Genomic DNA, 26,341 nt, shown 5'->3' with positions numbered 1-26,341 from the left:
CACACATGCTCGGGGTGCATGGAGAGCACCCGATCGATCGGCTGTCACCGCTTGCGCGCGTCGGCGTCGAGGGTCTGCTGGAGAAGTCGGAGAGCCTTAGGTCCTACCCCATGGAGGGTCGCGAGGTGGTCCAGGCCCACCCGCCGCAGGTCGTCCGCATCGTGCACGCCCGCTTCCTCGAGCGCGCGGGAGGCCGGGGCGCCGATGGCGGGTAGCTGTCGAGACGGTTCCATAAGTCCGACCCTACGAACCGAACTGCTGCCCCGATAGCCGATGTCATCGCTCACCTCGGCACGCCTGCGCCAGGCTGCGGCGCTACTGCGGTCGTGTTCGTTCGCCTCATCCCACGGATCGCAGCGGATCGAACTGCCGTGAAGCCGTCGAAGGACAAGCGGGAACGCTTAGCCAGGGCGCCGGTATCCCGCTGCGTCGAGGACCGCCGGCGTCATTCAGGGCGGGTTGCGCACTTGAACGTCAGGAGCGGACGAGCCGCGCGATGGCGTCGGAGGCTTCTTGCAGCTTGATCTTCGCTTCGTCGCCGCCGGCTGCGGCGGCCTCGAGGACGCAGTGGTTCAGGTGGTCGTTCAGGAGACCGAGCGCGACGGACTCGAGGGCGCTGGTCATCGCGGAGATCTGGGTGAGGATCTTGATGCAGTACTGCTCGTCTTCAACCATGTTCTGCAGGCCGCGAGCCTGCCCCTCGATGCGGCGAAGGCGGCGGAGGTACTGGTCCTTGTCGGAGATGTAGCCGTGGGCGCCGGTGATGTCGGTCTGCTCGCTCGTCTGCTCGGTCACGGTGTCCTCATCCCCCGGGTGCTGGTGCAGCTCGTCCGCTGCTGCGCGGGGCGGACGGGTACGGAGGGGGTTTTCAGCCGCTCCGGCTGCTTTCTGCATACTCTAGGGGGGTATGCATGGGCGTCCCTTCTGATGCCCTCGGACGAGTGACGAGCAGTGTCGGAGGTGTGGATCATGAGCGACAGCGTCGTTTCTAAGCTGTCCGCGCCGCTGATGCGCGCGGTGGTCGTGGTGCTGACGTTGGCGGCTCTGCTGCTGGGCGTGTTCGCGATGCACTCGATGATGGGCAGCCATTCCGACGCGTCTGTGTCCGCAGGACACACGCATGCGCAGACCGATGCTCACGCCGACCCGGTAGCTGCGTCGACAGGCGGGATGGCTCTCGTGGCTGGCGCCGATCAGGGCGCGGTCGTGCCGATGGTGCCGTGTGATGACAGTTGCGCGATGGGGTGCGCTCTGATGGCGGCGACGTGCGTCATCGTCTTCTTCCTCGCGTCCCTGATCCTCCTGGCCCGGGTGCCGGCGCTGTTCGCGCGCGTGCTCGACGCGGGTCCGCGTCTTCTGCTGCTCGTTCCGCGCGCGAAGTTCCATGTGTATCTGCCGTCGTTGACGGTGTTGTCGATCAGTCGCACCTGATTCGCCTGTCGTCGCAGCGTCCGCTGCGACCTCATCACCCCGCCCGCAGGGCGCGGTTCCGGCGATTCCTGCTACCGACTGAACGGATACGACACTCATGAACAACAAGCGCACTCTTCTCGCCTCGACTCTCGCTCTGGCGACCGCAATTACTCTGGCCGCCTGCTCGGACAGCTCCGGCACGGGCGGCATGGAGGGGATGGACCACAGCAGCTCCTCCTCGTCCGCGTCCGCGTCGCCGTCTTCGACTGCTGCGGCGGAGGCGGACTTCAACGATCAGGACGTGATGTTCGCGCAGATGATGAAGCCCCACCACGAGCAGGCGGTGGAGATGGCCGACATGATCCTCGCGAAGGACGGCATCAGCACCGACGTCACCGACCTCGCGACCCAGATCAAGGAAGCGCAGGGTCCGGAGATCGCGCAGCTCGAGGAGTGGATCAGCGCGTGGGGCGCTGAGGACTCGATGTCGGGCATGGATCACAGCATGGACGGGATGATGTCCGACGAGGACATGTCCTCGCTGGAGAGCGCGACCGGCGCCGAGGCGGAGACGCTGTTCCTCGAGCAGATGATGATGCACCACGAGGGCGCCGTGGAGATGGCGCAGACCGAGGTCGACGAGGGCCAGAACGCGGACGCCATCGACATGGCGAACACGATCGTGCAGACCCAGACCGAGGAGATCGCAACCATGCAGGATCTCCTCGCGTCCCGCTGACCCGTCTTTCTGACGCCCCTTCCCCCTCCTGGGCAGGCGGAGCGCTGCTGCGTCGCGCCCGTGCGCGCTACCGCCGCGCCCCGGTGGGGGTCGCCGTACCTGGCGATCCCCACCCTCTACTTCTTCGCGCCCTCTGAGGGCGCTCGAACCAGAAACGTCCCCCTATGCACCGCCTTCCTCTTCACCCCCGTCCGCTTCGCTCGGGAGTCGCCCGGTGAGCGCCGCGTCGACGCCGACGAGCGACCCGCGCCGCCGCGACGTGCACCGCACCCGAACCCGCACCCGCGATGCCTCCCCGCGGCAGGCTGCGCTCACGCTCGGACGCCGGGTGACGTACACGGCGCCCTCGCGAGCCGACGCGCAGGCGTTGCAGCACGCCGCCCGCGTCGCGGCCCGCCCGCGCCCGGCCCCGCCGGGCACGGCCACGATGCGGCCGCGCCTGGCTGGGATGTCCGCGATGACTCTCGTCACGATGATCGCGGTGACCTCCTCCATGCCCGCGTTCGCCGTCGACGGCACCCCGACCAAGACCACGACCCTGGCCGTCAGCGAGGCGCAGCCGCAGACGTTCGTCGCGGCCGGCGCGGTGCAGCTCACCGTCACCCGGGACACGTTCGGCGCGGAAGCCAAACCCGAGGTGCTGGTGACCGCCGCCGTCGCCACGGAACTCGTGGACGACGCATCAGAAGAGTCCGCCGCATCCACTGAGGACAGCGAGGTCGCGTCCGCTACCTGGCGGGTGCCGGTCGCGGGGCGCATCTCGAGCACGTTCGGTCCTCGCCCGGATGCCCCGGTCGCGGGCGTGAGCGCGTTCCACAAGGGCACCGACCTCGCCGCCCCCTGCGGAACCCCGGTGGTCGCAGCGACTGGCGGCACGGTCGAGGAAGCCGGCTACGCCGGCAGCTACGGCAACTGGATCCTGCTGGCGAGCAGCGACGGCATCGAGACCGGCTACGCGCACAACAGCGACCTGCTCGTGGACGTGGGTGACACGGTCGCCGCCGGCGACCTGATCGCTCTCGTGGGCTCCACCGGCGCCTCCTCCGGCTGTCACCTGCACTTTGAAACGCGCGTGGACGGGAGCCCCGTGGACCCGGAAGGCTTCATGAGCGATCTGGGTGTCGGCCTTGGCTGAGCATTGCGGGCACCGCTCGCGCCGCACGCGGCGTCTCGCCGTCATCGTCGGCGCCGCCGTGACGGTGGCGCTGCTCACCGGCTGCGTTTCGTCAGGCCGCGTGGAGACGGGCGCGCTCGTGGCCGCGCCGGCAGGGTTGGAGCACGTGCACGGGCTGGGCTGGGATCCGGTGACCGGGCTCACCTACGCGGCTGCGCACTCGGGAGTGTGGGTGATCCCCACCGACACCCTCCCGGACACCTACCCGGCCAGCCCCACCCCGACCGACGACGAAGCGGGCGGAGGGCCGGTCGCCGGCCGGGCGCAGGACACGATGGGGTTCACGATCACCCCGGAGGGAGTGTTCTACGCCTCCGGGCATCCCGACCCCGCCGACAGGTCCGCGCCAGGACCCAACCTGGGTCTGATCCGCAGCATCGATGCGGCCGCGACCTGGGAGCCGGTGTCCCTGAGTGGGGAGACGGATTTCCACGACCTCGCGACCGTCGCTCTCACCGATGCGGCGACCCGCGTGTACGGGTACGACGCGAGCCGCGGCGTCATCCTCCGCAGCGACGACTCCGGCGCCGCATGGACCCCGTCTGCGCAACTGCCGCTGCGCGATCTGACCGTGGACCCCGAGCGTCCCGACCGGGTGTTCGCGACGACCGAGACGGGCTTACAGGTCAGCGAGGACGCCGCGGTCACGTTCCGGCCCGTCTCCGGCGCGCCCGCCCTGTTCCTCGTGGACGGCAGTGCCGGCGGGCAGCTGGTCGGTGTCGACGTCGACGGGACGTTGTGGACGGGAACTCTCGAGGGCTCCTGGCAGAGCCACGGAACCCTCGAGGGGCAGCCGGAGGCGTTCGCGCTCGTCGACGGCGAAGAACAGTGGGTCCTTGCCGCCGACGAGCGCGGAGTGGTCGCCTCCGGCGACTACGGGCGCACCTGGACGGTACTGCGGCCCTCCTCGTGACGGACTGGGCTGGTGTCGCGTTCGCGCGCGGCGCGGGTGCTGGCCTGCGGGGACAGCTCCAGGCGGCGCAGCAGCTGCGCGTTCACGGCGACGACGACCGTGGACGCGGACATCAGCAGAGCCCCGACCGACATCGGCAGCACGAACCCGATCGGCGCGAGCACTCCCGCGGCCAGGGGGACGGAGAGGAGGTTGTAGCCGGCCGCCCACCACAGGTTCTGCTTCATCTTCCGGTAGCTGGCCCGGGACAGCTCGATCACGGACAGCACCGACCGGGGGTCATCGGAGGCCAGGATCACCCCGGCGGATGCGATCGCGACATCGGTGCCTGCGCCGATCGCGATTCCCACGTCGGCCTGCGCGAGAGCGGGAGCGTCGTTGACGCCGTCACCGACCATCGCGACCCGTCGGCCCTCGCGCTGCAACTCGATGACCTTCGCGGCCTTGTCCTCCGGCTTCACGCCGGCGAACACCCGGTCGATGCCGAGCTCCTCGCCCACGGTGCGGGCGACCGCTTCCGCGTCGCCGGTGATCATGACCACCTGCACGCCGATCGCGTGCAGCGCGTCGACAGCCTGCCGGGACTCCTCCCGCACCTCATCCGCGAGCCCGAGAGCCCCGATGACCCGACCGCCGGCGAGGACGTGGAGGATGATCATCCCCTCCGCCTCCCACGCGCGCGTCTGCTCGAGCGCCGCAGCGTCGTGCGCGCGCAGCATCGACGGACCGCCCACGCTCACCGCACGCCCCTCGACCTGCGCCGTGACGCCGACAGCGGTCGACGCCTGGAAACCGGTCGCTGCCGGCACCCGCACGCCGCGGCTGTTCGCGGCTGCCACGATCGCCCGAGCGAGAGGGTGCTCACTGTCCGCCTCGACCGCCGCAGCGACCGCGAGCAGCTGCTCCTCGTTCACCCCGTCGACAGTGTGCACGGCGGCGAGCGTCGGCTCGCCCTTGGTCAGGGTGCCCGTCTTGTCGAACAGGACCGTGGTCACCGTGCGCATGCTCTCCAACGCGAGACGGTCCTTGACGAGGACGCCGCCCTTCGCGGCCCGCTCGGTCGCGATGGACACCACCAGCGGGATCGCGAGTCCCAGCGCGTGCGGGCACGCGATGACCAGAACCGTGATGGTGCGGATCACCGCCTCGTCGGGACTGCCCAGCAGCGACCACACGATCGCGGTGATCACTCCCGCGCCCAACGCGAACCAGAACAACCACCCGGCGGCAACATCAGCGATGCGCTGCGCCCGGGAGGACGAGTTCTGCGCCTCCGTGACCAGGCGCTGGATGCCGGCGAGAGCGGTGTCGTCGCCGACGGCCGTCACCTCCACCCGCAACGCCGTGTCCGTGGCGACCGTGCCGGCCACGACCATCGATCCCGGGCCGCGACTGACCGGGCGGGACTCCCCGGTGATCATCGACTCATCCACGTCCGCGGTGCCCTCCAGCACCCGGCCGTCCGCCGGCACCCGGCCGCCGGGACGCACGACCACGACATCCCCCTGCACCAGGTCCGCGGGAGACACCTTCTCCACCTCACCCTCGCGCACCCGCTCCGCCTCATCCGGCAGCAGCGCCGCGAGAGAGTCCAGCGCCGAGGACGTCTGCGCGAGAGAGCGCATCTCGATCCAGTGCCCGAGCAGCATGATCACGATCAGCAGCGCCAGCTCCCACCAGAAGTCCAGCTCGTGATCCAGCAGCCCCGCGCTCGCACCCCACGACGCGAGGAACGCGACCGTGATCGCCAGAGCGATCAGCAGCATCATCCCCGGCGTCCTCGAGCGCAGCTCCGACACCGCCCCCTGCAGGAAGGGCCGGCCGCCCCAGACGTACATCACCGTCCCGAGCACCGGCGAGATCCAGCCGACCCCCGCAACGTCGGGGAGGGAGTAGCCCAGGATCATCGAGAACATGCCGCTGAACACGACCACCGGCACCGCGAACACCAGCATGATCCAGAACAACCGCCGGAACTGGCCGACATGATCGCCGTGGCCGCCGTGGCCGCCGTGGCCGCCGTGGCCGCCGTGGCCGGCAGCGCCCGCCGTCATGTTGTGGCCTGCGTGAGGATCAGGCGCTCCGCGCATCTGGTGCCCGGCGTGCCCGTCAGGGGCCGTACTCACGTGATGACCTGTCCTTCCCGCGTCGACGTCGCGTGCTTCGACGGTGCGGTGAGCACTCTCGTGCTCGTCATCGTGCAGGTGGTGCTGCGCCATCATGACTCCTTCCGGCCGCTTCCGGCCTGATCCGACGGTATACCCCCCGGGGGTATCAGACAACGGGGTGATCGGGCGGAAGATTCCCGACTTGACCGAAGATGTCGGGGCAGGGGCAACGCACCACATCGATACGGGATGGGTTGGGCGGGTGCCTAGGCTGAGCGCATGAGTGACTCCAACCCGTCTGGCACGCCGTCGCCGTCCCGGAGCGCCCCCGCTGGGTGAAGGTGTTCATGGTCGTCGTCGTCGTCCTCGCGATCGGCTTCATCGTCGTGCACCTGCTCACCGGCGGCGGGGCGCAGATGATGAATCACTGATGATGCTCGGCCCGCGAGCTCGCCGAGTCGCCCTCACCGTCCACGTCCTGGTGTCCGTGGGCTGGTTCGGCGCGGTGGGCGCGTTCCTCGCGATCGCGCTCGTCGGAGCGACCAGCAGCGACCCCTTCACGGTCCGAAGCGCCTACTTGGCGTTGGACCCGCTGGGGACGTTCGTCATCATCCCGTTCGCCCTCGCCTCCCTCGCCACCGGAATCCTGCAAGGCCTCGGAACGCACTGGGGACTGGTGCGCCACTACTGGGTGGCGATCAAGCTGTGGCTGAGTGTCTTCGCAACCGCAGTCCTCCTGCTGCACACGCGCCTCATCGAGACGATGTCCCTCGCCGCCCGCCACGGGCTCATCCCCTCCACGCTCGAGGGAACCCGCACGCAACTGGTCGTCGCGACCGCCGGCGGCGCCGTCGTTCTCGTGGTTATCACCGCCCTGTCCGTCCTCAAGCCTCGCGGCCGCACCCGGCTCGGGCTGAGAGCAACCCGAACGACCTGACCGGCGTTGAGTTCCGGCGTGTCAGCGCCGAGACAATGAGGAGGCGCGGGGGTGATCGCTGCCCGGGCGCAGCGCTATCCAGAGCCCGCACCGCCGGCACACGTACGCGGCGCCATCGTTGAGTGCGTGAACCTGACGTCGACGGCGGGCCCGTCCGCAGCAGGAACAGGTGACGGAGGAATCAGGGTTCACGGGCAGCGATCGCTTCCACGAGCTGCTCCGTCGTCGGAAGACCCGCCAGCCCGCTCGGCGTGAAGTAGATCCGACAGGCAAGATCCGTGGTCCGCCCGCCCGACGGGAACAGGTCTTCCCCGTCGAGGGTGATCGTCGGGGAACCCGCGAAAGCGACGCCGGCGGCGTCCTCCGGTGTCGCCAGAAGCCGGTAGGTGACGGGGATGTCGGAGTGGCCGGTGGACTTCAGCGCCTGGTCCAGGCGAGGGCCGACGTCCTTCCAGTTCGGGCAGTCGTCGATGTGAAGAACCTCGATCATCATTCTCCGATCATCCTCCCGCCGTGCGCGTCGCACCCGAGGAGAGCACTTCTGAGGTTGAGGGTGTCTGCCCCGGAACATCGATCGTCAGCCCGCTCGTGGCTCGCCTGTCGGCGCCCGCTCTAGTCATCGTCATCGTCGTCTTCTACGAGCTCGCCTTCCCAGGCCTCGCGTCCCTCGTGAATGGCGAAGAGAGCGATGACGAACCCTGCAACCGGGTCAAGCCACGCGGCTCCAGTGAGGGCGTAGAGGACGAGCCCGACGAGGGTGGAGACGCTCAACAGCACGCAGATCCGAGTCTCCGCTGCGTCCGCGAGGATCAGGGGGTCTCCGAGCCTCTTCCCGACACGCGTTTTCACCGCCGCAAGGACCGGCATGACGATGATCGAGAGGATCAGGAGCACGATGCTGACCGGGGAGGACTCGGGAGCGTCACCCGCGATCAGGCTGCGGATGCCCTCGATGCTCACGTAGGCGGCGAGGAGGAAGAACGTCACGGCGACGAACTTCAACGTGCGCCGCTCCTTCGCTTCGTCCGCCTCACCATGCCGCAGCCGCGCCGCCAGGCGCAGCCCTACCAGCACGGCGGCGATCGACTCGATGCCGGAGTCGATGCCGAACCCGATCACGGACACGAGTCCCGCGGCGATACCGGCCGCGATCGCGACGATGCCCTCGATGACGTTGTAGGCGACGGTGAACTGCGCCAGGCGCAGCCCGCGTCGGGTCAGCTGTTCGGTCTCGGCGGGGGTGAGTGCGCTCATTCGGTGGTCCTCTCGGGGCGGGGGTGACGGGTCAGATGGGGAGGACGAATCCGTTGATCAGGTTCTGGAGGCGGTAGATCAACTGGGTCCACAGGCCGCTGACCATGGCGGTGCCGATGAGGATGAGTAGCCCTCCGCCGAGGAGGTTGATGGTGCGGATGTGGCGTTTGAGGAAGCTGGTCGCGGTGGCGGCCCAGGAGAATCCGAGGGCGATCAGCAGGAACGGCAGTCCCAGGCCCAGGCAGTACAGCAGGCCGAGGAACGCGCCGCGGCCGGCGGAGGCGCCGTCCAGGCTCAGCGCGGAGATCGCGGCGAGGGTGGGCCCGAAGCAGGGTGTCCAGCCGAGCCCGAACACCACACCGAGCAGGGGTGCTCCGGCGAGTCCGGTCGCGGGTTTCCAGCGGGGGCGGATGGTGCGTTGCAGGAACCGGACCTGCCCGATGAACACGACGCCCATGAGGATCACGAGCACTCCGAGGATGCGGGTGACGGTGTCCTGCCATTCGAGCAGCCATGTCCCGAGGGCGCCGAACGCGGCGCCGTAGGCGATGAAGACGACGGCGAAACCGGCGATGAACAGGCCCACTCCGGCGACGAGGCGGCGCCGGCTGCCTGTGGCGAGGTCGGGGTTTCCGCCGATGTAGGCGAGGTAGCCGGGGACGAGGGGGAGCACGCACGGGGACGCGAACGAGACGAGGCCGGCGAGGACCGCGATGGGCGCGGCGAGCAGGAGTTGGCCGCTGAACACAGCCTCTCCCCAGTTCACGAGGCCGCCTCCGCGATGGTGTCCGCGATGAGGGTGTCGAGGATGGAGCGGGCGGTGACCCGGCCGAGGATCCGCGCGGCGGGTCGGCCGTCGACGTCGAGCACGAGGGTGGTAGGGACGGCGTTCGCGGCGAACTTCCCAGAGAACGCGAGGGCCACGGCGGCGTCGGTATCGATGATCGAGGGGTAGGTGATGCCGTAGGTGTTCGCGAACGAGGTGGCGGTGTCGGCTTGGTCGCGAACGTTGACACCGAGAAACGCCGCTCCGTTCCCGTCGTACTGCTCGTGCAGCGCTTGCAGGTCGGGTGCTTCGGCGCGGCAGGGGGCGCAGGCGGCGTACCAGAAGTTCACGACGAGCACCTGCCCGCGGTAATCCTCGGAGCTGATCGCGTCGCCCGTTTCGCTCGTTCCGGCGAAGTCGACCGGCTCGCCGCGGCTGCCGACAGGCCATTCGATGACGGTGCCGTCACCGGCGACGTAGTTCTTGTTCGACCCGCCGCGGTACTGCTCCGCGAGGTCGTCCCGCGCGCATCCGCTGGTCCCGATGCCGATCATCGCGAGCGGGGGAAGGGCCAGCAGGGCGCGGCGGCTGAGGGCGCTCACGAGGCGAGAGCGGCGTCGAGAGCGGCCTGGATGTCTTCGAGGCGTTCGAGCTGGATCGCCTCGTCGTTGACGAAGATCGTCGGCGTGCCCTGCACCCCCAGGTCCTTGCCCGCCTCGAAATCAAAGCGCACCCGCTCGAGCGTCGACGGGTCGGCCACATCCGCGTCGTACTGCTCCAGGTCGAGGCCGATCTCCTCCGCGAAGCCGCGGAACACGTCGGCCTTGGAGTCTTGGCTCTCGCCCCAGCTCGCCTGCGTCTGGAACATCCGGTCGTACATCTCCTCGAACCGGTCCTGCCGCGCTGCTGCCTCGACGGCGAGAGCGGCATTCTCGGAGTTGCGATGCGAGGGAATCGGGAAGTAGCGGGTCGCGAAGGTGACCCGGCCTGCGTACTCCTCACGCAGCTGCTCGATGGTCGGGTAGACGGCCGCGCAGACCTCGCACTCGAAGTCGAGGAACTCGACCAGCGTCACCTTCCCGTCCTCCGCCTGATCGAGCATGTGGGTGTTCTGCTCGAGGACGGGCGTCGCGGCGGCGACCTCTTCGCGGGAGGCGGAGAAGGGCCGGAAGATCGCGATCGCGGCGATGACCGCGACGACGAAGACAGCCGCGGCGATGGCGATCAGGTTGACCTTGGTGCTGGTTTTCACGGGTGGTGCTTTCTGTCAGGCCGGTGGTCGGCAGAAACAAGGGGACGGCGCCGTGATCCGGCGAACGGTGAGGCTCAGGGCTGCGCCTCGATCAGGTTTCGCTCGTCTGTGGTTGGGGCGCGTCCGCTCTGCCGAAGACCTGCAGGAGGGCCCAGCCGGCGATGCCGCAGGTGGTGAAGATGTCGGCGACGTTGAAGATCGCGAACCAGTCGACCGCGATGAAGTCGACGACCTCTCCGCCCAGCGGCGTGTCCGCGGCTCGGCTGATGCGGTCCCAGATGTTCCCTGCGCCACCGCCGGCGGCGAGAGCGAGAAGTGCCGGTCCACCCAGCGGAGCCCCGCGGATGGTCCGCACGAACACCCACACCGTGAGGGTCACAAGAATGACGATCAGTCCGACCGCCAGTGCAGGTCCCAGCTCGGAGCCCATCCCGAAGGCGACGCCGGGGTTGAAGATCAACTCGAACCGCGCTCCGAGAGCGAGCTCGATCGTGCGTCCGTCTTCCAGCGCTGTCAGGGCCCAGCTCTTCGTGAGCTGATCAAGACCGAACGCGGCCGCAATCAGCGCAGCGATGAAAGCCACTCGGAGGACGAGCCTGCGCGTGGCGGGCATCAGAACAGCTCGAGGAGTCGAGGCAGAACACCCGACTCGATCAGGATGAACAGACCCAGGCCGATGAATACGGCAGGCACGAGCCAGTGCTCGACCCTCTCCAACAGCTCGGTCACCGTCTTGTTCGTGCCGACGACGCGAGCGATCAGGCACCACACCGCGACGAGGAGGAAGAACACGATGATCGTGACCACCGTGTCCGCGATCGGGCTCGTGCGGAATACGGGCGTGTAGAGGGAGATGTTGTCCGCGCCGTTCGCGATCGTGATCCCCGCAACGCCCAGCAGCCCGACCGCACTGATCGAACTCTCGTCATCGTCGTCGTCATCATCGCCCCTGCTGCGCAGGGTGCGGATGAGCCCGTACAGACCGATCGCCAGCGGGATCAGGCCCAAAAGCCCCACCCACTCATCCGGGATGATCGTCAACCCGGCGGCGGCAACGACGCTGATCGCGACGAGAGTCGCGAAGCCGAGGTACTGCCCCGCCACAACCTTCCAGCCCGGCAGCGAGCCACGGGCGGACGCGAGGAACAGCACCGTCAGAACCACGATGTCATCGATGTTCGTCGCAGCGAACAGTCCGATTGCCGCCGCGATAGTGCCGATCACGGCGCCACTTCCACGCCCCGACGGACCTCCGATGCGGCAGCGTCCACGTCACGTGCGCTCCGTGCTTCCGCCCCGAACGTGCCGCACAGATCCGCTTGGAACCCCGTCGCCTCCAAAAGTGCCTCAGCGGACTCGAGAAGATCGATCAGCTCCGGACGGGCCAACGAGTAGAACACCTGCCGTCCCTCTGCACGCCCCACGACCAGGCCGCACTCGCGCAGGCAGCTCATGTGCTCAGAAGCCGTCGACTGCGCCACGCCCAGCTCCGCCACTAGATCACTGACCCGAGCCTCACCATGCTGAAGTCGCCGCACGATCTGGAGACGCTTCGGGTCGGCCAAAGAGTGAAAGAGGGAGACGGCGGCAGAGGTGCCCCGCACGTGATCAATCGGCATGCACCGATGTTATCGACAGAAATCGATTTGAGCGACCACTGCCGAGGTGTTCGCGAACGATCGTTTACGAGACGGTCGAGCAGCGCGGCGGTCCAATCGGCGCGCCGTGTTCCACGGCCCGTGTCCGAGAGCTATGACCCGCAACCTACGTTCGCAGTACAGTCAGGCCTATGGCTTCGATCGGATACGCGCGCGTCTCGACCAGAGACCAGAACCCCGACGCTCAGACCGATGCGCTCACGGCAGCCGGCTGCGAGAAGGTGTTCGTCGAGCACGCCTCCGGAGTACTCGCGAAGCGTCCCGCGCTCGAGGACGCTCTCGACTACCTCCGCGAGGGTGACTCCCTCGTCGTGACGAAGCTCGATCGCCTCGGCCGGTCCGTGCGGAACTTGAAAGAGGTAGCCGACGGCCTCCAGCAGCGCGGCGTCGGACTGAAGGCGCTGTCTCAGGGCATCGACACCACCACTCCGGGCGGCCGGCTGTTCTTCCACATGCTCGCCGCGATCGCGGAGTTCGAGCACGACCTCATCGTGGAGCGAACCCACGACGGCCTTGCCGCCGCTCGAGCTCGCGGACGTAAGGGCGGCGGGCGCTTCAAGATGACGCCGACGAAGGCGAAACAGGCGCGTGCGATGTACGACGAGAAGACCTACACGGTCCAGCAGATCGCCGACACCTTCGGCGTGTCTCGCGGCACCATCTACCGCCACCTCACCGAAGACCACTGAGAGCCGCCGCGACGAGCGTCGCGGTTCACAGACCCGAGCGAACACCGGCCTCTGGCCGGCGGCGGTGTTGAGCGCTGTGCGCATTTTTGCCTGGAAGCCTTCGGCAGCGTACGGGCCTCCAGTGTCCGCGCAAGCCGCTGCGCGGCCGGCTCCTCCGAGGTTCTCGGCACGCGGTCGCTGCGCTCCCTCACATCGCGCCGACAACCTCTCCTCCTCCGCCCTCCGGGTTGCGCTCCCGCCCCCGACCCTGCTCGGCACTACGTGCCTTCCAGGCAAAAAAACGCTGGGAGAGAAGGAAGAACAGGCGAGCCAAACCATCCCCGCTGGCTTGACAAATCTGATTGAGAATCACGGTCGGGTTAGCGCTCGACAGCGAGTCCCACGCCTCGCCGGCGAGGTACGCCTCGACCAGGTCGTCCTGCGTCTCGGAGGGAACGCCGTACTCCGAGAGGAACTCGCGGGCGATGACGACCTCCGAGTGCTCGGCTTCCGTGCTCGCGCTCGCAGGCGCGGCTCCGGTGAGAGCGAGTGCGAGGACGGCGATCCCCGCCATCAGCTTGGATCTGAATCCAGACATGAGTGTCTCCGTTTCTTGTTCCGGGTGGAACATTGCGTGACAAGGTACTGATGGCGTGCACAGGTGGCCAAGGCTTCGGAGTACGGTGGCGCGTTCGCTGCGCCACAGACGCGATTCTCGCCGCGCCGTGTGCCGGTGCGCGGGGGCCCTGCGCCAGTTCGTGCCGCGGTCCCGTCCGTCTCCGTAGGCTCCGACGCATGTCAGATCAGGTCCAGGCCGGAGTTCAGCACGGAAATGTGCGGGGGATTCTCGCCCGTCGGTGGTTCGCGGTCGCGGCCTCCCTGGTCTTCGCCTTCGGCTGGCTGCTGATCCCCGGAATCGGCTGGCCGATCGGCGCCGTTCTGGTCCTGTGGAGCTCGTCGTGGACCGCCGCCGAGAAGAGCTCGGCGCTCACGATCCCACTGGTCGCGGCCGCGCTGGTCGGCAGCGGAGCGGGGCTCGTATTCGGGCTGCACGCCGTGCCGAGTTCGAGCATGACGATCTGGACCGCGGTGTGTGCCGGGCTGCTGGCGGGAGGCGTGACGAGCGTCGTTCTGGGGGTCCGGCTGTGCGCCCGGGCACTCCGCAGGCCTGCAGCGTCGGGCGACCGCTCGCTGTCCGGGGCGGCCCCTGCGCCTCGCGCCCACGACGTCAGCTGACGGGAGGGGGCGTCGGCTCCTGAGGGAGGCCGCCCTGTCTCAGCCGAGGTCGTGCGCACCCCGGCGGAGGCGAGCGCCTCGACGGCTCGAAGGGCGCAGGTCCGCCGGCGTTCTCGCGCGTCGGCAGGTCCCGCTCAGCGCCCGCCGACCCCGCTCGCGTCGTAGCGGAGCCGCACCAGCTCAGAGCCCGGCAGAACCGTCGCGTCGAGGAGGCGCAGGCCGTGCTGCGGCGCCCCGGAGTAGAGCGGCGTCCCGCCGCCCGCGAGTCCGGCGCCGACGAGGACGATCAGCTCGTCCACCAGGCCCTGCTCGAGGAGCGGATTCCAGGTGGTGCCGCTGCCGGACATCAGCAGGTCACCCCCGTCGCCCTGCTTGAGCAGCTCGATCTCGGCCGGACCCTGCTTCCGCGGCACGATCCGGGTGGTGGCGGCCCACGGCGCCTCCGGATCGAAAGCCAGGGAGTCGCTGATCACCAGCGCGTCGAGCGACGTGACCAGCCGCGCGGTCTCGTGCTCCCGCTCGCCCGCCGTCCCGTCCGCGGCGACGGCGCTCCAGCTGTCCCAGTTGTCGCGGAACCAGCGGCCGCCGTAGACGAGCGTGCCCGCGCGGCGCAGCAGCTCGAGGTTGTGGTCGTTGAACGCGTCCTCGAACGGCAGCGCCGAGAGGTCGTGCCCGGGCCCCTCGAAGCGGCCGTCGAGCGAGGTGAGGACGGAGACGACGAGCCTGCTCATGCGGGGGATGCTACTCAGGCGGGGGTGCCGGGTGAAGGGGCGCGGAGGGCCGCGAGCCGGAGGAACAGCGGCGGGGGCAACTCGCCCGGCAGGGGTGTCCGAGAAGCGTTGGCAGCGGTGTTCCCGATCACCTTTCGATACGCGGCTGGATAGTGTCGAGCCGGGAAAAGGCGTCTACGGGGAACAGGTACGGGTGATGGTCGAGCGACCGGAGTTGGACAGGGCGAAGGAGAGAGTCGCACGAGCTGCCGGCGATCTGAGCAAGCGGGCGCGGAGCGCTACGACGCAGGTGATGGAGCAGGCCGGCGATCTCCGCGAAGCAGCCGCCGAGAAGTTCGGCCCGAGGAGCCTCCAGTCGTACGAGGAGGTCACGGCCGAGTACAACCGCGCCTTCACGGCGATGAGCGACGACGGGCTCTCCCTCCTCCGGCAACGCGAGCGCTCCACCGACCTGATCGCTCTCGTCGAGCTCGTGGTGAACAGCATCGCCAACACGCCCAAGTCCTTCAGCGGGGACTTCGAGCAGATCGAGCTCGACAGAGCCCGGTTCCTGGACGCCGAGGAGATCGCCCGCGCTGATCTGGTCGCTGCACGGAAGTCCGCGGCGGGAGCGGGCGCCGGTGTCACCGCCGGAGCGGCGATCGCGAGCGTCGCGCCGACCGCCGCCATGTGGGTCGCCACCACGTTCGGCACCGCGTCGACCGGGACCGCGATCTCGACCCTGTCCGGTGCCGCTGCGAGCCAGGCCGCCCTGGCATGGCTCGGCGGCGGGGCCGTCGCTGCCGGTGGCGGAGGGACCGTCGCGGGAGGAGCGCTGCTCGCGCTGGCAGGCCCGGTCGGCTGGAGCCTCGCAGGCGCCGCCGTCCTCACCTCGGTCGTCCTGTTCACGAAGAAGAAGTTCGAGAACCGCGAGACGAAGCACGAGATGCTCACCGCCGTCATGCGGAACATCGCGCAGGTGCAGGCGATGGACGCGCAGATCGACGACCTCCTCCAGCGCACCGCCTCTACTCGAGAGCTGCTTCTGAAGGTCTACGGCGAGGCGCTGCCGCTCTTCGGGGCGGACTTCGCGACCCTGGCTCCCGCCCAGCAATCGCAGCTCGCCGCGCTGGTGAACGTCGCGAAAGCGAGTGCGGCACTGCTGAGCGCCCGTGTGGAGCAGGCCGCCGACGATGCCTGATCTCGCCGACGTCGCCAGATGCACTCACGAGCAGGCCGTCGCCGCCTGGGTGGGCTACCTGAACCAGGTGCGCGTCGATCGACTCATGGGCGCCCTGAGCAGGCAGGACCGGAACCTCTCGACGGCTCTCGACCATCTGGATACAGCCCTCCTGCACATAGGCGACGTGGTCTCGTCGAACCGCGGTGGGGTGAAGGGCGCGCATGGATTCATCGCCGAGGTCGCCGAGGTCGGCATCGGCAACGCCCGTGCCGCTGTGCTCGGGACGACCGGCGGCAACTCCTGGGTGAACGACAACGGCCCCGTCGATCTGATGCGGAACGGCCTGCTGATCCAGCAGAAGTTCTCCGCCGCCGGCGGGCGGTTCGGCCTCGGCGCGATCACGGAGCACCTCGAGAGGTACCCGGACTTCGTGAGGAACGGCGGCAGGTACCAGATCCCGAGCGACCACTTCGAGGTCATCCAGAAGCTGCACGCGATGTCCGCCGAGGATGCGGCGAAGGTCCTCTCCCGGAGCGGGGACGGTCCGTCCCTCCGCGACTGGAACCGGGTGAAGACGTTTTTCTCGAGCGAGACGATCGACATCGCGGCACTCGAGCCCTCCCGGCTGGAGTACCGCGACGTGCAGCTCGGTGCGTACACCGACACGTTCGCGGCGGAGGAGGGAAGGATCACGGCGACCGACGAGGCCGCCCGCACGGCTGCCGTTCGGGAGAACCGGGCGACGGTGCGCCAGGGCGCTCAGGTCACCGTCGCCGCCGCCGGGATCGAGGGTGGGACCGCGTTCGTCTCCGCGGTCCTCGCCAAGCGCCGCGAAGGCACGAAGCTCAAGGAGTTCTCGGCCGACGACTGGAAGGACATCGCGAACGCCTCCGGTCTCGGCGCGGTGAAGGGCGGTATCCGCGGTCTCACGATCTACTCACTCACCAATCTCACTGCGACGTCGGCCGCCACGGCGAACACGGTCACGACCGCCGCGCTGGGGATCGCGGGCCAGGCGAGCAGGCTGCGAGCGGGCGACATCTCCGAGATCGAGTTCATCGAGAACTCCGAGATCCTCTGCCTCCAGGCCGGCATCAGCGCGCTGTCCTCGGTCGTCGGGCAGGTGCTCATCCCGGTCCCCGTCCTCGGCGCCGTCATCGGCAACACCGTCGGCTCCGTCATGTTCAGCGTCGCGTCGTCCTCGCTCTCCGCCCGGGAAGAAGCGCTCATCGCCGGATATCTCGAGGACCAGCGCTCACTCGATCAACAGCTGGCCGCCGACTACGCCGATCTCCTGGCGAAGCTCGAGACGAGAATGCTGCACTTCATCGACATCCTCGACCGGGCGTTCTCTCCCGACATCGAGGTCGCGCTTCTCGGGGCGATCGACCTCGCGGCCCGAGTCGGGGTGCCCTCGGAGGAGATCCTGGACACCGACGAGAAGGTGAACGCGTACTTCCTCGACTAGGTGCCCGCGGGGCGGGGCCGGACGTCGTTCGTTGCTGGGGCGTTGTGCCGGCCTGGCCCCACGTGTTCCGGATGGTGCTGCCGGCACCCCCGCCGCGCACCCCTCCTCACATCGCCGCCGCCAGCGCGTCCCGCAGCGTCGCCCGCGCCCGCGCGTGGCGGCTCCGCACGGTCGCGGCGCGGAGGGACAGGATCTCGGCCGCCTCGGCGAGGGAGAAGCCGTCCCAGTAGACGAGGGTGATGATCTCCTGGTCGACGGGCTTCAGCTGCGCGATCGCGGCGCGGACGTCCTCCGCCGCGTCGTCGGCGGGTGCGGGCGGAGTGATGCGGAGCTCCTCCGCCAGCCGCTCGACGAGCGCGCTCCTCCGGGTAGCGGTGCGGCGCTGGCCCGAGAGCACCCGCCGTGCGACGCCGAACGCCCACATCCGCGCGTGCGTCTCGTCCTCGGGGATCGACCGCTCCTTCCGCCAGAGGATCAGGAGGGTGTCGCTGAGGAGGTCCGCGGCGTCCTCGGGGCTCGCCGTCCGCCGCGCGAAGTAGCGGAGCAGGTCCGGCGCCTCCCGCTCGACCAGGGCCGTGATCTCGGCCTCCCGGTCGCGCGCGGGGGAGCGGACGACGCTGCGCGCCATGGACGGCGCCGCCTCGCCGGCGCTCATCACAGCTCTCCCGCGCAGTCGGTGCTGCCGCCCAGGCCGCCGTCGCCCTCGACGATCACGCCCTCGGGGATCGTGTCGAGGATGTGGTCGTCCGCCGCGGTGATCCAGGCGCGCCAGCGGATCGTCTCCTCCGAGAGGCCGGGGCCGTCGCTGTTCATGTCCGAGGCCAGCCAGGCGGGGTCGGTCGTGTAGGCGAGCGCGTCGTCGTGGATCCGCTGGCCGATGCCGTTCCAGTCCTGCGCGCGCAGGTAGTCGGTCGCGGAGGTGGTGACCTCGCGGTAGTCGATCTCGCCGTTGAAGTAGTCGATCGAGCACGACACCGCTGAGCCGGAGTCGGTGGTGTAGGTGATCGGGATCGTGAAGTCGGGGACCGAGCGGACGTCGGTGCCGGCGCTGGTCGCCAGCACGAGACCCGGGACGAGGAGGACGGGAGCCGCCAGCCACCACGCCCTCGACCGCGAGGGACGGCGGGGCGCGCGCTCGCGGGTCTCGGCGATCACGGCGCGGAGGGCGGTGCGGACGCCGGGCGCCCGGTCGTCGGTCGCGGGGTCGCTGCGGGAGAGCAGGTCGTCGAGTGTGCGTCGCGTCATCGGGTCCATCCTTCGTCGGTCGGGCGTCTACCGAGTACGTGGCCGGGTGGGGCCCGAGCGTTGCACGGGACCTGACGGGAGGAGTGAGCCGAGCCGGTCGCGCGTGCTCACTTCGGGGACTCCTTCGCGAGGACCCGTCAAAAGGCGCCATATTCGGCTTCACCCCGGTCCTTTTCTCATCGGTTATGGCCCCGACAAGGGGGGCTCACTTCTCTATGGCGAGAGGGAGGCCGACCTATACGTTCATCTTCGGAAGCCCGCGCGGAATGCGTGCTCCCCTCCGGAGTCTGGGGCCTCCGCACTCGCTGCGACATCCGTGTCGTTCGTCGTGTCGACGTTTCGCTCATCTCCACGATCGACAACACGACTGAGAAGCAGAACCATGGCTTTCACGATCCGGCGGCGCCGCCACTCACGGCACCGAGCGCCGTCGCGCCTCGGAATGCGGGCCGTCGTCTTCGCGACGATCGGCGCTCTCCTCGTCGGCTCGTGGGGGCTCGGCGACGTCTCCGCCTCGTCTCCCGCTCAGGCCGCGAACCAGGCGGATCCGGTCGCCGGCGACGCCCCCGCTCCTCTCCCGACGCCCGTCGCACCGACACCGCCGGCAGCCCCCGAGGCCGATCCGGCACCCGCCCCCTCCGCATCTGCCACCTCGGCACCCACTCCGTCAGCGTCCGCCCCGTCGGCACCCGCCGAGGCCGCGGAGTCGCCGAGTGCGACGGCGGAGGAGCCCGCTCAGGACGAGCCCGATCCCGCAGCACCCCGCGGCGCCGCGCAGCCGGAGCAGCCCGTCGAGCCGGCGCCCGCCGGGTCGGCGCCCGCTCCCACTGCGGCCTCGGACGACGACCAGGAGTCGGACCGCGGCCCGCCCGCGACGGCGCGAGCAGCGGGAGGCTTCTCCACACTCGCCGCCGGCGTCGCCGAGGCCCCGCGTCAGGTGTGGACGGAGACCTTCGAGCAGGGTCTGACGACCGCACCGAGCGCGCTCACCGCCTACGCGAACGGCCGCTACACGGCAGCCACCGGCTGGTCGACCGCCACGAACTGCACCGGCGTCCTGGTCAACTACACGGCGCCCTACCCCAACTCCGCCTTCTGCCCGACCCGGCCCCTCCTCACCGTCGGCACGGGATCGTCGGCCGCACGCGAGACCCGCCGCATGGCGGACGTCCTCGGCCAGGTGGCGGCCGGAGTGCCGGGGTCCACCTCCAGCACCGCGCCGGCCAACGGCTCGAACACCGGCACGCAGGCGAACCACGCCCTGGTCGAGTACCCGTACGCCGCCGTCACCGGCGGCGCGACCGTCGCCCAGAGCGCCGCAGGGATCGGCGTCTCCGCGCCCGCCGCCCGCTACTACGCCGTCGGCATGAACGCCGCCGGCGGGCAGTGCGGGACGAACAACGCGTCCCTCTCTCTCAACCTGGTCTCGGGCGGATCCACGGTCCTCACCGGATTCGCGGCACCGGTCGTGCCCTGCGCCGCGACCGGCGGCGTGTTCTACACGTCCCCGACCCTCCCGCTGGTCGGCGGCCTCGGCGCGCTCGTCGATCCCGCGCTCCCCGCCTCCGCCCGCGCCGTCGCCTACACCGGCACGAGCACCGCGCTCCTCACTCCGGCGCAGATCGCCGCAGCCCAGGTGCAGCTCGTGAACACGGTCACCGGCACGGGAAGCGCCTTCGCCGTCGACGACCTCCGCGTGCTGGACGTCACCCCCGCTCTCGACGCGGCCTTCACGCAGGCCGTGCCGACCGCGACGGTGCCGACCACGCTGACCTACACCGTCACCAACACCAGCGATCTCCTCGCGAAGGCGGACTGGCGCTTCTCGACCGCTCTCCCGGCCGGCCTCGTCGTGGCCCCGACGCCTGCCGTCGGAGGGTCCTGCACCGACGTCACCGGAACGGCGTTCGCCGTGACCGCGGCCGCCGGATCCTCCACCGTCTCGACGGTCGGCGGCGACCTCGCCGCGGGCGCGACCTCCTGCACGATCTCGGTGGACGTGGTGGCCGCCGCCGCCGGGACGTACAGCACCGGGACCACGACTCCCACCGGCCTCATCGCCTCCGCCCCCACGTCCGTGACGATCCAGGCCGCGACCACCCTCACCGTCCGGAAGAACCTGCCGGTGCGCAGCGCCACGGGCGACCAGTTCACGCTCTCGGTGCGCAGCGGCACGACGGTCCTCGCGTCGGCGACCACCACGGGCACCGCCACCGGGATCCAGGCCGCGCAGATCAGCCGCCTCACCGTGCAGTCCGGAGCGACGTACACGATCGCCGAGGCGCAGACCGCGGGCGCAGGCCTGGGGTACTCCAACAGCTACGAGTGCTCGCGCGGCGGCACGGTCATCGCCTCCGGAGCCTCCGCCGCGGGGTCGATCACGATCCCCAGCGAGGCGGGGGCGGAGGTGCTCTGCACCTTCACGAACACCGTGCAGACGCCGCGCCTGTTCTGCGACACCGGCCGCTTCTACTCCCTCACGGCGGCCGGCGCCCTGCAGCAGGCCGACATCGTCACGGGATCCCTGACCTCGATCGGCAGCTGGTCGGGGACCGCCGAGGCGAACGCGCTCGGCGTCGGCGCGAACGGCGCCTTCGCCTACGCGCTGGACCGCTCGTCCGACGCGACGGACGTCGACGCCGTCCTCAAGTGGACGCCGGACGCCGGCTTCCAGAGGATCGCGAACAGCGCGTACACGACCGTGGCCGGCGGAGCGCAGGTGGCCGGCAGCATCGTCGCCGGCGCGGTCGACCTCCGGACGGGCCGGTACCTGTTCGGCAGCTTCGCGAGCGGCCAGTTCTACATCTGGAGCTTCACCGAGGCGAACCCCGTCGCCACCCGGTTCGCCCTCGTCGGCTCCTTCCCCACCTCCGGAACCCCCAACGGCAACGGCGACATGGCGTTCGACGCTCGCGGCAACCTCTACGTCGTCGGCGCGGGCTCGGTCAACAACGCCAGCAGCGCCGCGATCTTCACCGTGCCGGCCGACGCCCTGGCCGCGGCGACCGGCGGCACCCTCCCGGTGAACACCTCGATCGCGAAGGCCGTGACGGGGACCGACGCCGCCTTCGCCAACATCAACGGCATCGCCTTCTCGCCGCGCGGAACCGTCTACCTCGCCAACGGCGACGTCGCCGCCGCAAACGGCGTCCCCGCCATCCCCGGCAGCGCCTACGAGTTCGACGCCACCACGTGGACCCGCGTCAGCGGCACGCCGCGCGTGAGCGTCAACGCCGTCGACCTCTCCGGCTGCTCCTCGCCGGCCACGATCACCGTGCAGAAGAGCGTGGTGGGCCGCCTGGCCGCGGCGGACCAGTTCCAGCTCACGGCCGCCGCCGGCTCCCCGGCGTCGCCGTTCGCCACGGCCACCACCACCGGCGCCACCACCGGCCGCCAGACCGCGCAGATCGGCCCCTTCCCCACTCCGATCAACAGCACGGTGACGGTCTCGGAGGCGATGGCCGCGGGCTCCGCCTCCCCGATCACCGCCTACACGAGCATCTACGAGTGCTACGCGGACGGCGTGCGGGTGAGCACGGGCTCGAACCCGACCGGCACGGTCACCCTCCCGAACCGGCTCGGCGTCAACGTCACCTGCACCTTCTTCAACTCCCCGCGCCCCGCCTCCACGGTGCGCATCACCAAGACGATCCGGGACGCCTCCGGCACGACCCGCCCCGGCGTGGACTGGACGGTGGGCACGACGGCGACGGCTACCGCGGGCACCGTCGCCCTGCTGCCGGAGCAGTCGCCCCGCCAGCAGACGGACGCGGCGGGTCAGGCCGCCTGGACCGTCCTGTTCGGCACGGAGGCGTCGCGGGCGACGCTCACCGTCTCGGAGGTGCAGCAGACGGGCTTCGCGTTCGTCAGCGGCGCCTGCACGGTCAACGGCGCCGCACGGGCGACCACGTTCTCGCAGTCGGGGACCGTCATCAGCGCGAGCCTCACCGGCATCGCCTCCGCGGCGGTCGTCGAGTGCTCGATCGTGAACCGGCCCACGGCCTCCCTCACGCTCGTGAAGACGGTGAGCTCCGGCAGCGCGCTGCCCAGCGACTTCACGCTCAGCGCCACCGGCCCGACCGGCGCCCTGCCCGGCCCGACCGGCCGCGCAGGCTCCGCGGGCGTGTCGGCGATCCCCGTCACCCCGGGTGCCGCCTACCGGCTCGCCGAGACCGGGGGCCCCGCCACCTCCGTGCAGACCGGCCCCTGGCAGTGCCGCACCGACACCGGCGCCGCCCTCACCGTGAGCGCGGCCGGAGACGTGACCCCGACGAACGGTGCCGCCGTTACCTGCACCGTGGACAACGCCAGCGCGACGATCACCCTGGTCAAGCAGGTCCTGCGCCCCCAGACCGGCTTCCAGGCCGCCGACTGGCGCGTCACCGCGACGCCCGCCGCACTGGCCGGAGCGACGCTCCCGACGGAGACCCGGGCCGGCGCGGAGTACGTCGCCGCGGGCAACCCGGCGAGCACCTTCGAGGTGCGACCGGGTCACGGCTACACGCTGTCCGAGGCGGCGACGGATCCGACCCGCCGCCTCGCCTACCAGGAACTGCGTCTCGAGCGCCTGACCGGGACGACGTGGTCCCCGGTCGCCTCGCGGACGATCACGGCCCCCACCGCCGGTCAGACGGCGGTCTACCGCTTCGTCAACGCCCCCGTGGACCCCACACGCCTGCCGCTGACCGGCGGCGCCAGCACCGACGCGTTCCTCCTGGGCGGGGGGTCGGTGCTCACTCTCGCACTCGGCCTCCTCCTCTGGGAGCGGCGCCGGAGGCTGCGAGGCCCCTCCCGGTGACGCCCCGACCGAGAGCCCCGGCGCTCTCCCGCAGACCCCTTCCCGCACACCTTCGACTCCACGACACCAGCACTCACGACCTCAGTAGGAGAGATCACATGTCCCGCTCACTCACCAGGCGGCTCGCCGCCGCAGCCGGCGTCCTCGCGCTGAGCGCTGCGGCGGTCTTCACCGCCGTCGCGCCGGCGTCAGCGGTCACGCTGCCCGGCAACATCGACCCCACCATCAGCCGCACCCTCACCGTGCACAAGCTCGCGCTGGGCTCCAACAACGGCCAGGCGATCGGCACCGGCCAGGAGATCACGGTCCCCGGGGACGCGCTGCCCGGCGCCGTGTTCACCGCCGCGCGCGTCCAGGGCGTCGACCTCACCACGCCCGACGGCTGGAACCAGGTCGCGAACCTGACCCCGGGCACCGCCGCGACCCGTGTCACCGCCGCCGACACCTTCACCGCCACCAGCGGCACGGACGGCGAGGCCGTGTTCAACAACGGCGCGAGCATGCCGCTCGGCCTCTATCTCGTGACCGAGACCCAGCTCCCCGCCGGAGCGACCAACGGCGCGGCGCCGTTCCTCGTCACCCTGCCGTTCCCGACGGGCCCGACCGGTGCGCCGGCGAACCAGTGGATCTACGACGTCCACGTCTACCCCAAGAACGCGGTCACGGAGCTCACCAAGACGCGCGTCCCCGCGGCGGCGAACTCGGTCGAGGCGCGCAACCCCGACCTCATCCGCTGGGCCATCGCCTCGGACGTGCCGGTGCTCGCCGCCGGTGACGCGCTGGAGGCATTCACCCTCACCGACACGCTCCCCGCCGAGCTGACCTACCTGCCGACCGGCCCGGCCGGCGTCGCGCCCACCGGCATCACGGTGACCAGCGCCGCGGGCACCGCGCCCGCACCGGCGTTCATCGCGAACACCGACTACACGCTCGGCTACGACGCCGCGACCCGGAACGTGACGCTGAACTTCTTGCAGTCCGGCCTCACCAAGCTCCAGGGTCTTCAGGGCGGCGTCGTCACCCTCACGGTGCTCACCCGCGCCACCGCCATCCCGGCCAACGGCATCATCACCAACTCGGCGACGAGCGTCGTGAACGGGGCCACGGAGACGGTCACCGGCAGCACCCCGATCGGTCAGCTGACCGTGTACGCCTACCAGAACAACGGCGCCAACCGCGTGCCGCTCGCGGGTGCGGTCTACCAGGTGTTCCTCACCGAGAACGACGCCAACCTCGGCCAGAACCCGGTGTTCATCAACGGCAACCAGAACTGGACGACCGGAGCGAACGGCATCGTCGAGATCCCGATCATCACGCCGGGCAACTACTACGTCCGCGAGCTGACCCCGCCCGCCGGATTCCGTCTGCCCACCCCGGCCCAGGTGCTGACGCAGGTCGTCGCCGGACCGAGCTCGGCCACCGCGCCGATCCAGAACTACGTCGAGTTCCTCCACACCCAGGTGCCCGCGTTCGCCCTGCCCCTCACCGGTGGCGGCGCGCAGTGGTTCACCCTCGGTGGAGGCGCGCTCCTCGCCCTCGCGATCGGTTCGGGCCTGATCGCCTCGCGCCGCCGCACCGCGCTGGCTGCTCAGACCGCCGAGTAACGTCAGACCATGACGAAGTCGAATGCGGGGCACCCGTCGGGTGCCCCGCATTCCTCTGTCTCCAGCCCTTTTCCTCCGCGGAGGCGGATCCACCGCCGACCGCGCTGGCGGCTCCCGGTCGCCCCGCTGGTCATCGCGCTCATCAGCATCTCGGGAGTGGCGCTGCTGGTGTACCCCGTCGCCGCCAGCTGGCTCAGCGCCGTCGAGCAGGCGCGCGAGATCGACTCCCTCACGCAGGACATCACCGACCTCGGCGCCGAGACCCTCCGGCAGAATCTCGTCGAGGCCCGCGCCTACAACCAGAGCCTCAGCGGAGGCGGCGCGGCTGTCGCCGCGAACGAGCGCCTCCCCCTCGCCGACGACGAGCAGGTCGCCGACCGCGAGCGCTACTCCTCCCTCCTGCGCGGCGACGCCGAGGGACTGATGGCCCGGATCAGGATCCCCGCCATCGACGTGGACCTGCCGATCTTCCACGGCACGAGCGACGCCGTCCTCGAGCGCGGCGTCGGCCACCTCGAGGGCACCGCCCTGCCGGTCGGCGGCCCCTCCACCCACTCGGTGCTCACCGGCCACCGCGGCCTCGCCTCGGCCGAGCTCTTCACCCACCTCGACCGCGTCGACGTCGGCGACACCTTCACCATCGAGGTCTACGGCGAGGTGGTCACCTACCGCGTGCGCGAGACGCTGGTCGTCGAGCCCGAGGACACGCAGAGCCTCCTCGTGCAGCCCGGCCAGGACCTCCTGACCCTCGTCACCTGCACCCCGCTCGGGATCAACACCCACCGCATCCTCGTCACCGGCGAACGGGTGATCCCGACGCCGCAGTCGGACGTGGACGCCGCGGGGGAGTCGCCCGACGTCGCCGGGTTCCCGTGGTGGGCGGTCGCGGCCGGAGGCGCTGTGGTCGCTGCCGGGGTGTACGTGTGGTGGGCGGGGCGGCCGGCGCGGGGTGCGTGGGTGCCGGTGGTGGTCGCCGAGGGAGAGCGCGACAGGGTTCCTGCGGATCTATGAGGCGAGGGGGTGCGGATCTCCGCAGTCCTGCTTTGGTCGCCTCAGCGCAGTGCTGTCTCCGTCGCCGTGATCGCGGCTGTGCCGGGCCGGTCAGGCGGGGCGCCACTCCTCGAGGAACTCGGCGACCGTCTTCGTCTCGAGGTCGAGCTCGACCTGCCCGAGGAGATAGTGGGGATCGGTGAGATCGGCCTTCACGCGGATGAT

General features: G+C 70.2%; 27 protein-coding genes. 13 read left to right on the top strand and 14 right to left on the bottom strand.

Annotation, left to right across the window (positions count from 1 at the left end):
- Positions 1–474 precede the first annotated feature (474 nt).
- A complete protein-coding gene (locus tag C5C53_RS00455) occupies positions 475–795 on the bottom strand; it encodes a metal-sensitive transcriptional regulator (protein WP_055794478.1) in 321 nt (106 codons plus the stop codon).
- 174 nt (positions 796–969) lie between these two features.
- Between C5C53_RS00455 and C5C53_RS00450 the strand changes: the two genes are divergently transcribed.
- The 4 genes from C5C53_RS00450 to C5C53_RS00435 all read left to right on the top strand — a co-directional run bounded on the left by C5C53_RS00450 (position 970) and on the right by C5C53_RS00435 (position 4,239).
- Positions 970–1,431: a hypothetical protein gene (locus tag C5C53_RS00450; RefSeq protein ID WP_146078443.1), complete on the top strand. Its 462-nt coding sequence runs from the start codon at positions 970–972 to the stop codon at positions 1,429–1,431.
- A gap of 97 nt (positions 1,432–1,528) precedes the next feature.
- Positions 1,529–2,152, top strand: coding sequence for a DUF305 domain-containing protein (locus C5C53_RS00445; protein ID WP_104257772.1), 624 nt, complete (start codon positions 1,529–1,531; stop codon positions 2,150–2,152).
- Between the two features lie 457 nt (positions 2,153–2,609).
- On the top strand, positions 2,610–3,287 hold the full coding sequence (locus tag C5C53_RS00440; protein ID WP_146083184.1) for a M23 family metallopeptidase: 678 nt from the start codon (positions 2,610–2,612) through the stop codon (positions 3,285–3,287).
- On the top strand, positions 3,280–4,239 hold the full coding sequence (locus C5C53_RS00435) for a F510_1955 family glycosylhydrolase (RefSeq protein WP_146078441.1): 960 nt from the start codon (positions 3,280–3,282) through the stop codon (positions 4,237–4,239). The genes C5C53_RS00440 and C5C53_RS00435 overlap by 8 nt, the downstream gene beginning before the upstream one ends.
- Here the strand turns inward: C5C53_RS00435 and C5C53_RS00430 are convergent.
- Positions 4,200–6,206: a heavy metal translocating P-type ATPase gene (locus C5C53_RS00430; protein WP_374954329.1), complete on the bottom strand. Its 2,007-nt coding sequence runs from the start codon at positions 6,204–6,206 to the stop codon at positions 4,200–4,202. The genes C5C53_RS00435 and C5C53_RS00430 overlap by 40 nt on opposite strands.
- An 18-nt stretch (positions 6,207–6,224) precedes the next feature.
- Between C5C53_RS00430 and C5C53_RS17350 the strand changes: the two genes are divergently transcribed.
- The gene (locus C5C53_RS17350) at positions 6,225–6,488 is read left to right on the top strand and encodes a hypothetical protein (RefSeq protein ID WP_258075346.1); all 264 of its coding nucleotides are present in this window, start codon (positions 6,225–6,227) and stop codon (positions 6,486–6,488) included.
- A 289-nt stretch (positions 6,489–6,777) separates the two neighbouring features.
- Positions 6,778–7,284, top strand: a complete 507-nt coding sequence (locus tag C5C53_RS00425; RefSeq protein WP_219812359.1) for a DUF2269 domain-containing protein — start codon at positions 6,778–6,780, stop codon at positions 7,282–7,284.
- A gap of 181 nt (positions 7,285–7,465) precedes the next feature.
- Here C5C53_RS00425 and C5C53_RS00420 read toward each other — a convergent pair whose 3' ends face one another.
- The 8 genes from C5C53_RS00420 to C5C53_RS00385 all read right to left on the bottom strand — a co-directional run bounded on the left by C5C53_RS00420 (position 7,466) and on the right by C5C53_RS00385 (position 12,175).
- Complete coding sequence (locus tag C5C53_RS00420; protein WP_055794463.1) at positions 7,466–7,777, bottom strand: hypothetical protein; 312 nt, start codon at positions 7,775–7,777, stop codon at positions 7,466–7,468.
- 119 nt (positions 7,778–7,896) lie between these two features.
- A complete protein-coding gene (locus C5C53_RS00415; RefSeq protein ID WP_055794460.1) occupies positions 7,897–8,538 on the bottom strand; it encodes a cation diffusion facilitator family transporter in 642 nt (213 codons plus the stop codon).
- Positions 8,539–8,569: 31 nt separating this feature from the next.
- Positions 8,570–9,286: a cytochrome c biogenesis CcdA family protein gene (locus tag C5C53_RS00410; protein WP_374952936.1), complete on the bottom strand. Its 717-nt coding sequence runs from the start codon at positions 9,284–9,286 to the stop codon at positions 8,570–8,572.
- A gap of 14 nt (positions 9,287–9,300) precedes the next feature.
- Positions 9,301–9,906, bottom strand: coding sequence for a TlpA disulfide reductase family protein (locus C5C53_RS00405; protein ID WP_104233615.1), 606 nt, complete (start codon positions 9,904–9,906; stop codon positions 9,301–9,303).
- A complete protein-coding gene (locus C5C53_RS00400) occupies positions 9,903–10,556 on the bottom strand; it encodes a thioredoxin domain-containing protein (protein ID WP_082481720.1) in 654 nt (217 codons plus the stop codon). The genes C5C53_RS00405 and C5C53_RS00400 overlap by 4 nt, the downstream gene beginning before the upstream one ends.
- 91 nt (positions 10,557–10,647) lie before the next feature.
- The gene (locus C5C53_RS00395) at positions 10,648–11,169 is read right to left on the bottom strand and encodes a signal peptidase II (protein WP_055794457.1); all 522 of its coding nucleotides are present in this window, start codon (positions 11,167–11,169) and stop codon (positions 10,648–10,650) included.
- Complete coding sequence (locus C5C53_RS00390) at positions 11,169–11,780, bottom strand: cadmium resistance transporter (RefSeq protein ID WP_055794455.1); 612 nt, start codon at positions 11,778–11,780, stop codon at positions 11,169–11,171. Before C5C53_RS00390 ends, C5C53_RS00395 begins: the two co-directional genes overlap by 1 nt.
- Positions 11,777–12,175: a helix-turn-helix transcriptional regulator gene (locus C5C53_RS00385; protein ID WP_055794452.1), complete on the bottom strand. Its 399-nt coding sequence runs from the start codon at positions 12,173–12,175 to the stop codon at positions 11,777–11,779. The genes C5C53_RS00390 and C5C53_RS00385 overlap by 4 nt, the downstream gene beginning before the upstream one ends.
- Before the next feature lie 170 nt (positions 12,176–12,345).
- Between C5C53_RS00385 and C5C53_RS00380 the strand changes: the two genes are divergently transcribed.
- Positions 12,346–12,903 carry a recombinase family protein gene (locus C5C53_RS00380; protein ID WP_104256092.1) on the top strand — a complete coding sequence of 186 codons (558 nt, stop codon included), beginning with the start codon at positions 12,346–12,348 and terminating at the stop codon, positions 12,901–12,903.
- Between the two features lie 187 nt (positions 12,904–13,090).
- On the opposite strand, the gene C5C53_RS00375 is transcribed toward C5C53_RS00380, so the two are convergent.
- Positions 13,091–13,480 (bottom strand): hypothetical protein, encoded by a 390-nt coding sequence (locus C5C53_RS00375; protein WP_104257770.1) that lies wholly within the window; start codon positions 13,478–13,480, stop codon positions 13,091–13,093.
- Positions 13,481–13,677: 197 nt separating this feature from the next.
- Between C5C53_RS00375 and C5C53_RS00370 the strand changes: the two genes are divergently transcribed.
- Positions 13,678–14,118 carry a hypothetical protein gene (locus C5C53_RS00370; RefSeq protein WP_146084617.1) on the top strand — a complete coding sequence of 147 codons (441 nt, stop codon included), beginning with the start codon at positions 13,678–13,680 and terminating at the stop codon, positions 14,116–14,118.
- 134 nt (positions 14,119–14,252) lie between these two features.
- On the opposite strand, the gene C5C53_RS00365 is transcribed toward C5C53_RS00370, so the two are convergent.
- Complete coding sequence (locus tag C5C53_RS00365; protein WP_104266537.1) at positions 14,253–14,849, bottom strand: dihydrofolate reductase family protein; 597 nt, start codon at positions 14,847–14,849, stop codon at positions 14,253–14,255.
- Positions 14,850–15,141: 292 nt separating this feature from the next.
- On the opposite strand from C5C53_RS00365, the gene C5C53_RS00360 reads away from it, so the two are divergent.
- The gene (locus tag C5C53_RS00360) at positions 15,142–16,029 is read left to right on the top strand and encodes a hypothetical protein (protein ID WP_219813947.1); all 888 of its coding nucleotides are present in this window, start codon (positions 15,142–15,144) and stop codon (positions 16,027–16,029) included.
- A complete protein-coding gene (locus C5C53_RS00355) occupies positions 16,022–17,479 on the top strand; it encodes a hypothetical protein (RefSeq protein ID WP_104266535.1) in 1,458 nt (485 codons plus the stop codon). The genes C5C53_RS00360 and C5C53_RS00355 overlap by 8 nt, the downstream gene beginning before the upstream one ends.
- Before the next feature lie 106 nt (positions 17,480–17,585).
- On the opposite strand, the gene C5C53_RS00350 is transcribed toward C5C53_RS00355, so the two are convergent.
- Together C5C53_RS00350 and C5C53_RS00345 are read right to left on the bottom strand one after the other, a co-directional pair.
- Complete coding sequence (locus tag C5C53_RS00350; protein WP_219813946.1) at positions 17,586–18,134, bottom strand: RNA polymerase sigma factor; 549 nt, start codon at positions 18,132–18,134, stop codon at positions 17,586–17,588.
- Positions 18,134–18,724, bottom strand: coding sequence for a hypothetical protein (locus C5C53_RS00345; RefSeq protein ID WP_104266534.1), 591 nt, complete (start codon positions 18,722–18,724; stop codon positions 18,134–18,136). Before C5C53_RS00345 ends, C5C53_RS00350 begins: the two co-directional genes overlap by 1 nt.
- A gap of 382 nt (positions 18,725–19,106) precedes the next feature.
- Here C5C53_RS00345 and C5C53_RS16920 point away from each other — a divergent pair, with 382 nt between their 5' ends.
- From C5C53_RS16920 to C5C53_RS00330, 3 genes are all read left to right on the top strand, one after another.
- Complete coding sequence (locus C5C53_RS16920) at positions 19,107–23,522, top strand: LPXTG cell wall anchor domain-containing protein (RefSeq protein ID WP_181127685.1); 4,416 nt, start codon at positions 19,107–19,109, stop codon at positions 23,520–23,522.
- 98 nt (positions 23,523–23,620) lie between these two features.
- Positions 23,621–25,126, top strand: coding sequence for a SpaH/EbpB family LPXTG-anchored major pilin (locus tag C5C53_RS00335; RefSeq protein ID WP_104261673.1), 1,506 nt, complete (start codon positions 23,621–23,623; stop codon positions 25,124–25,126).
- 9 nt (positions 25,127–25,135) lie between these two features.
- On the top strand, positions 25,136–26,137 hold the full coding sequence (locus C5C53_RS00330; RefSeq protein ID WP_104266532.1) for a class C sortase: 1,002 nt from the start codon (positions 25,136–25,138) through the stop codon (positions 26,135–26,137).
- Positions 26,138–26,341 lie beyond the last annotated feature (204 nt).

The organism is Rathayibacter sp. AY1E3 (assembly GCF_002932235.1).
Taxonomy (GTDB): Bacteria; Actinomycetota; Actinomycetes; order Actinomycetales; family Microbacteriaceae; genus Rathayibacter.
The sequence above is the reverse complement of the archived record's forward strand: the minus strand, read 5'-3'. Positions and strand labels throughout refer to the sequence as shown.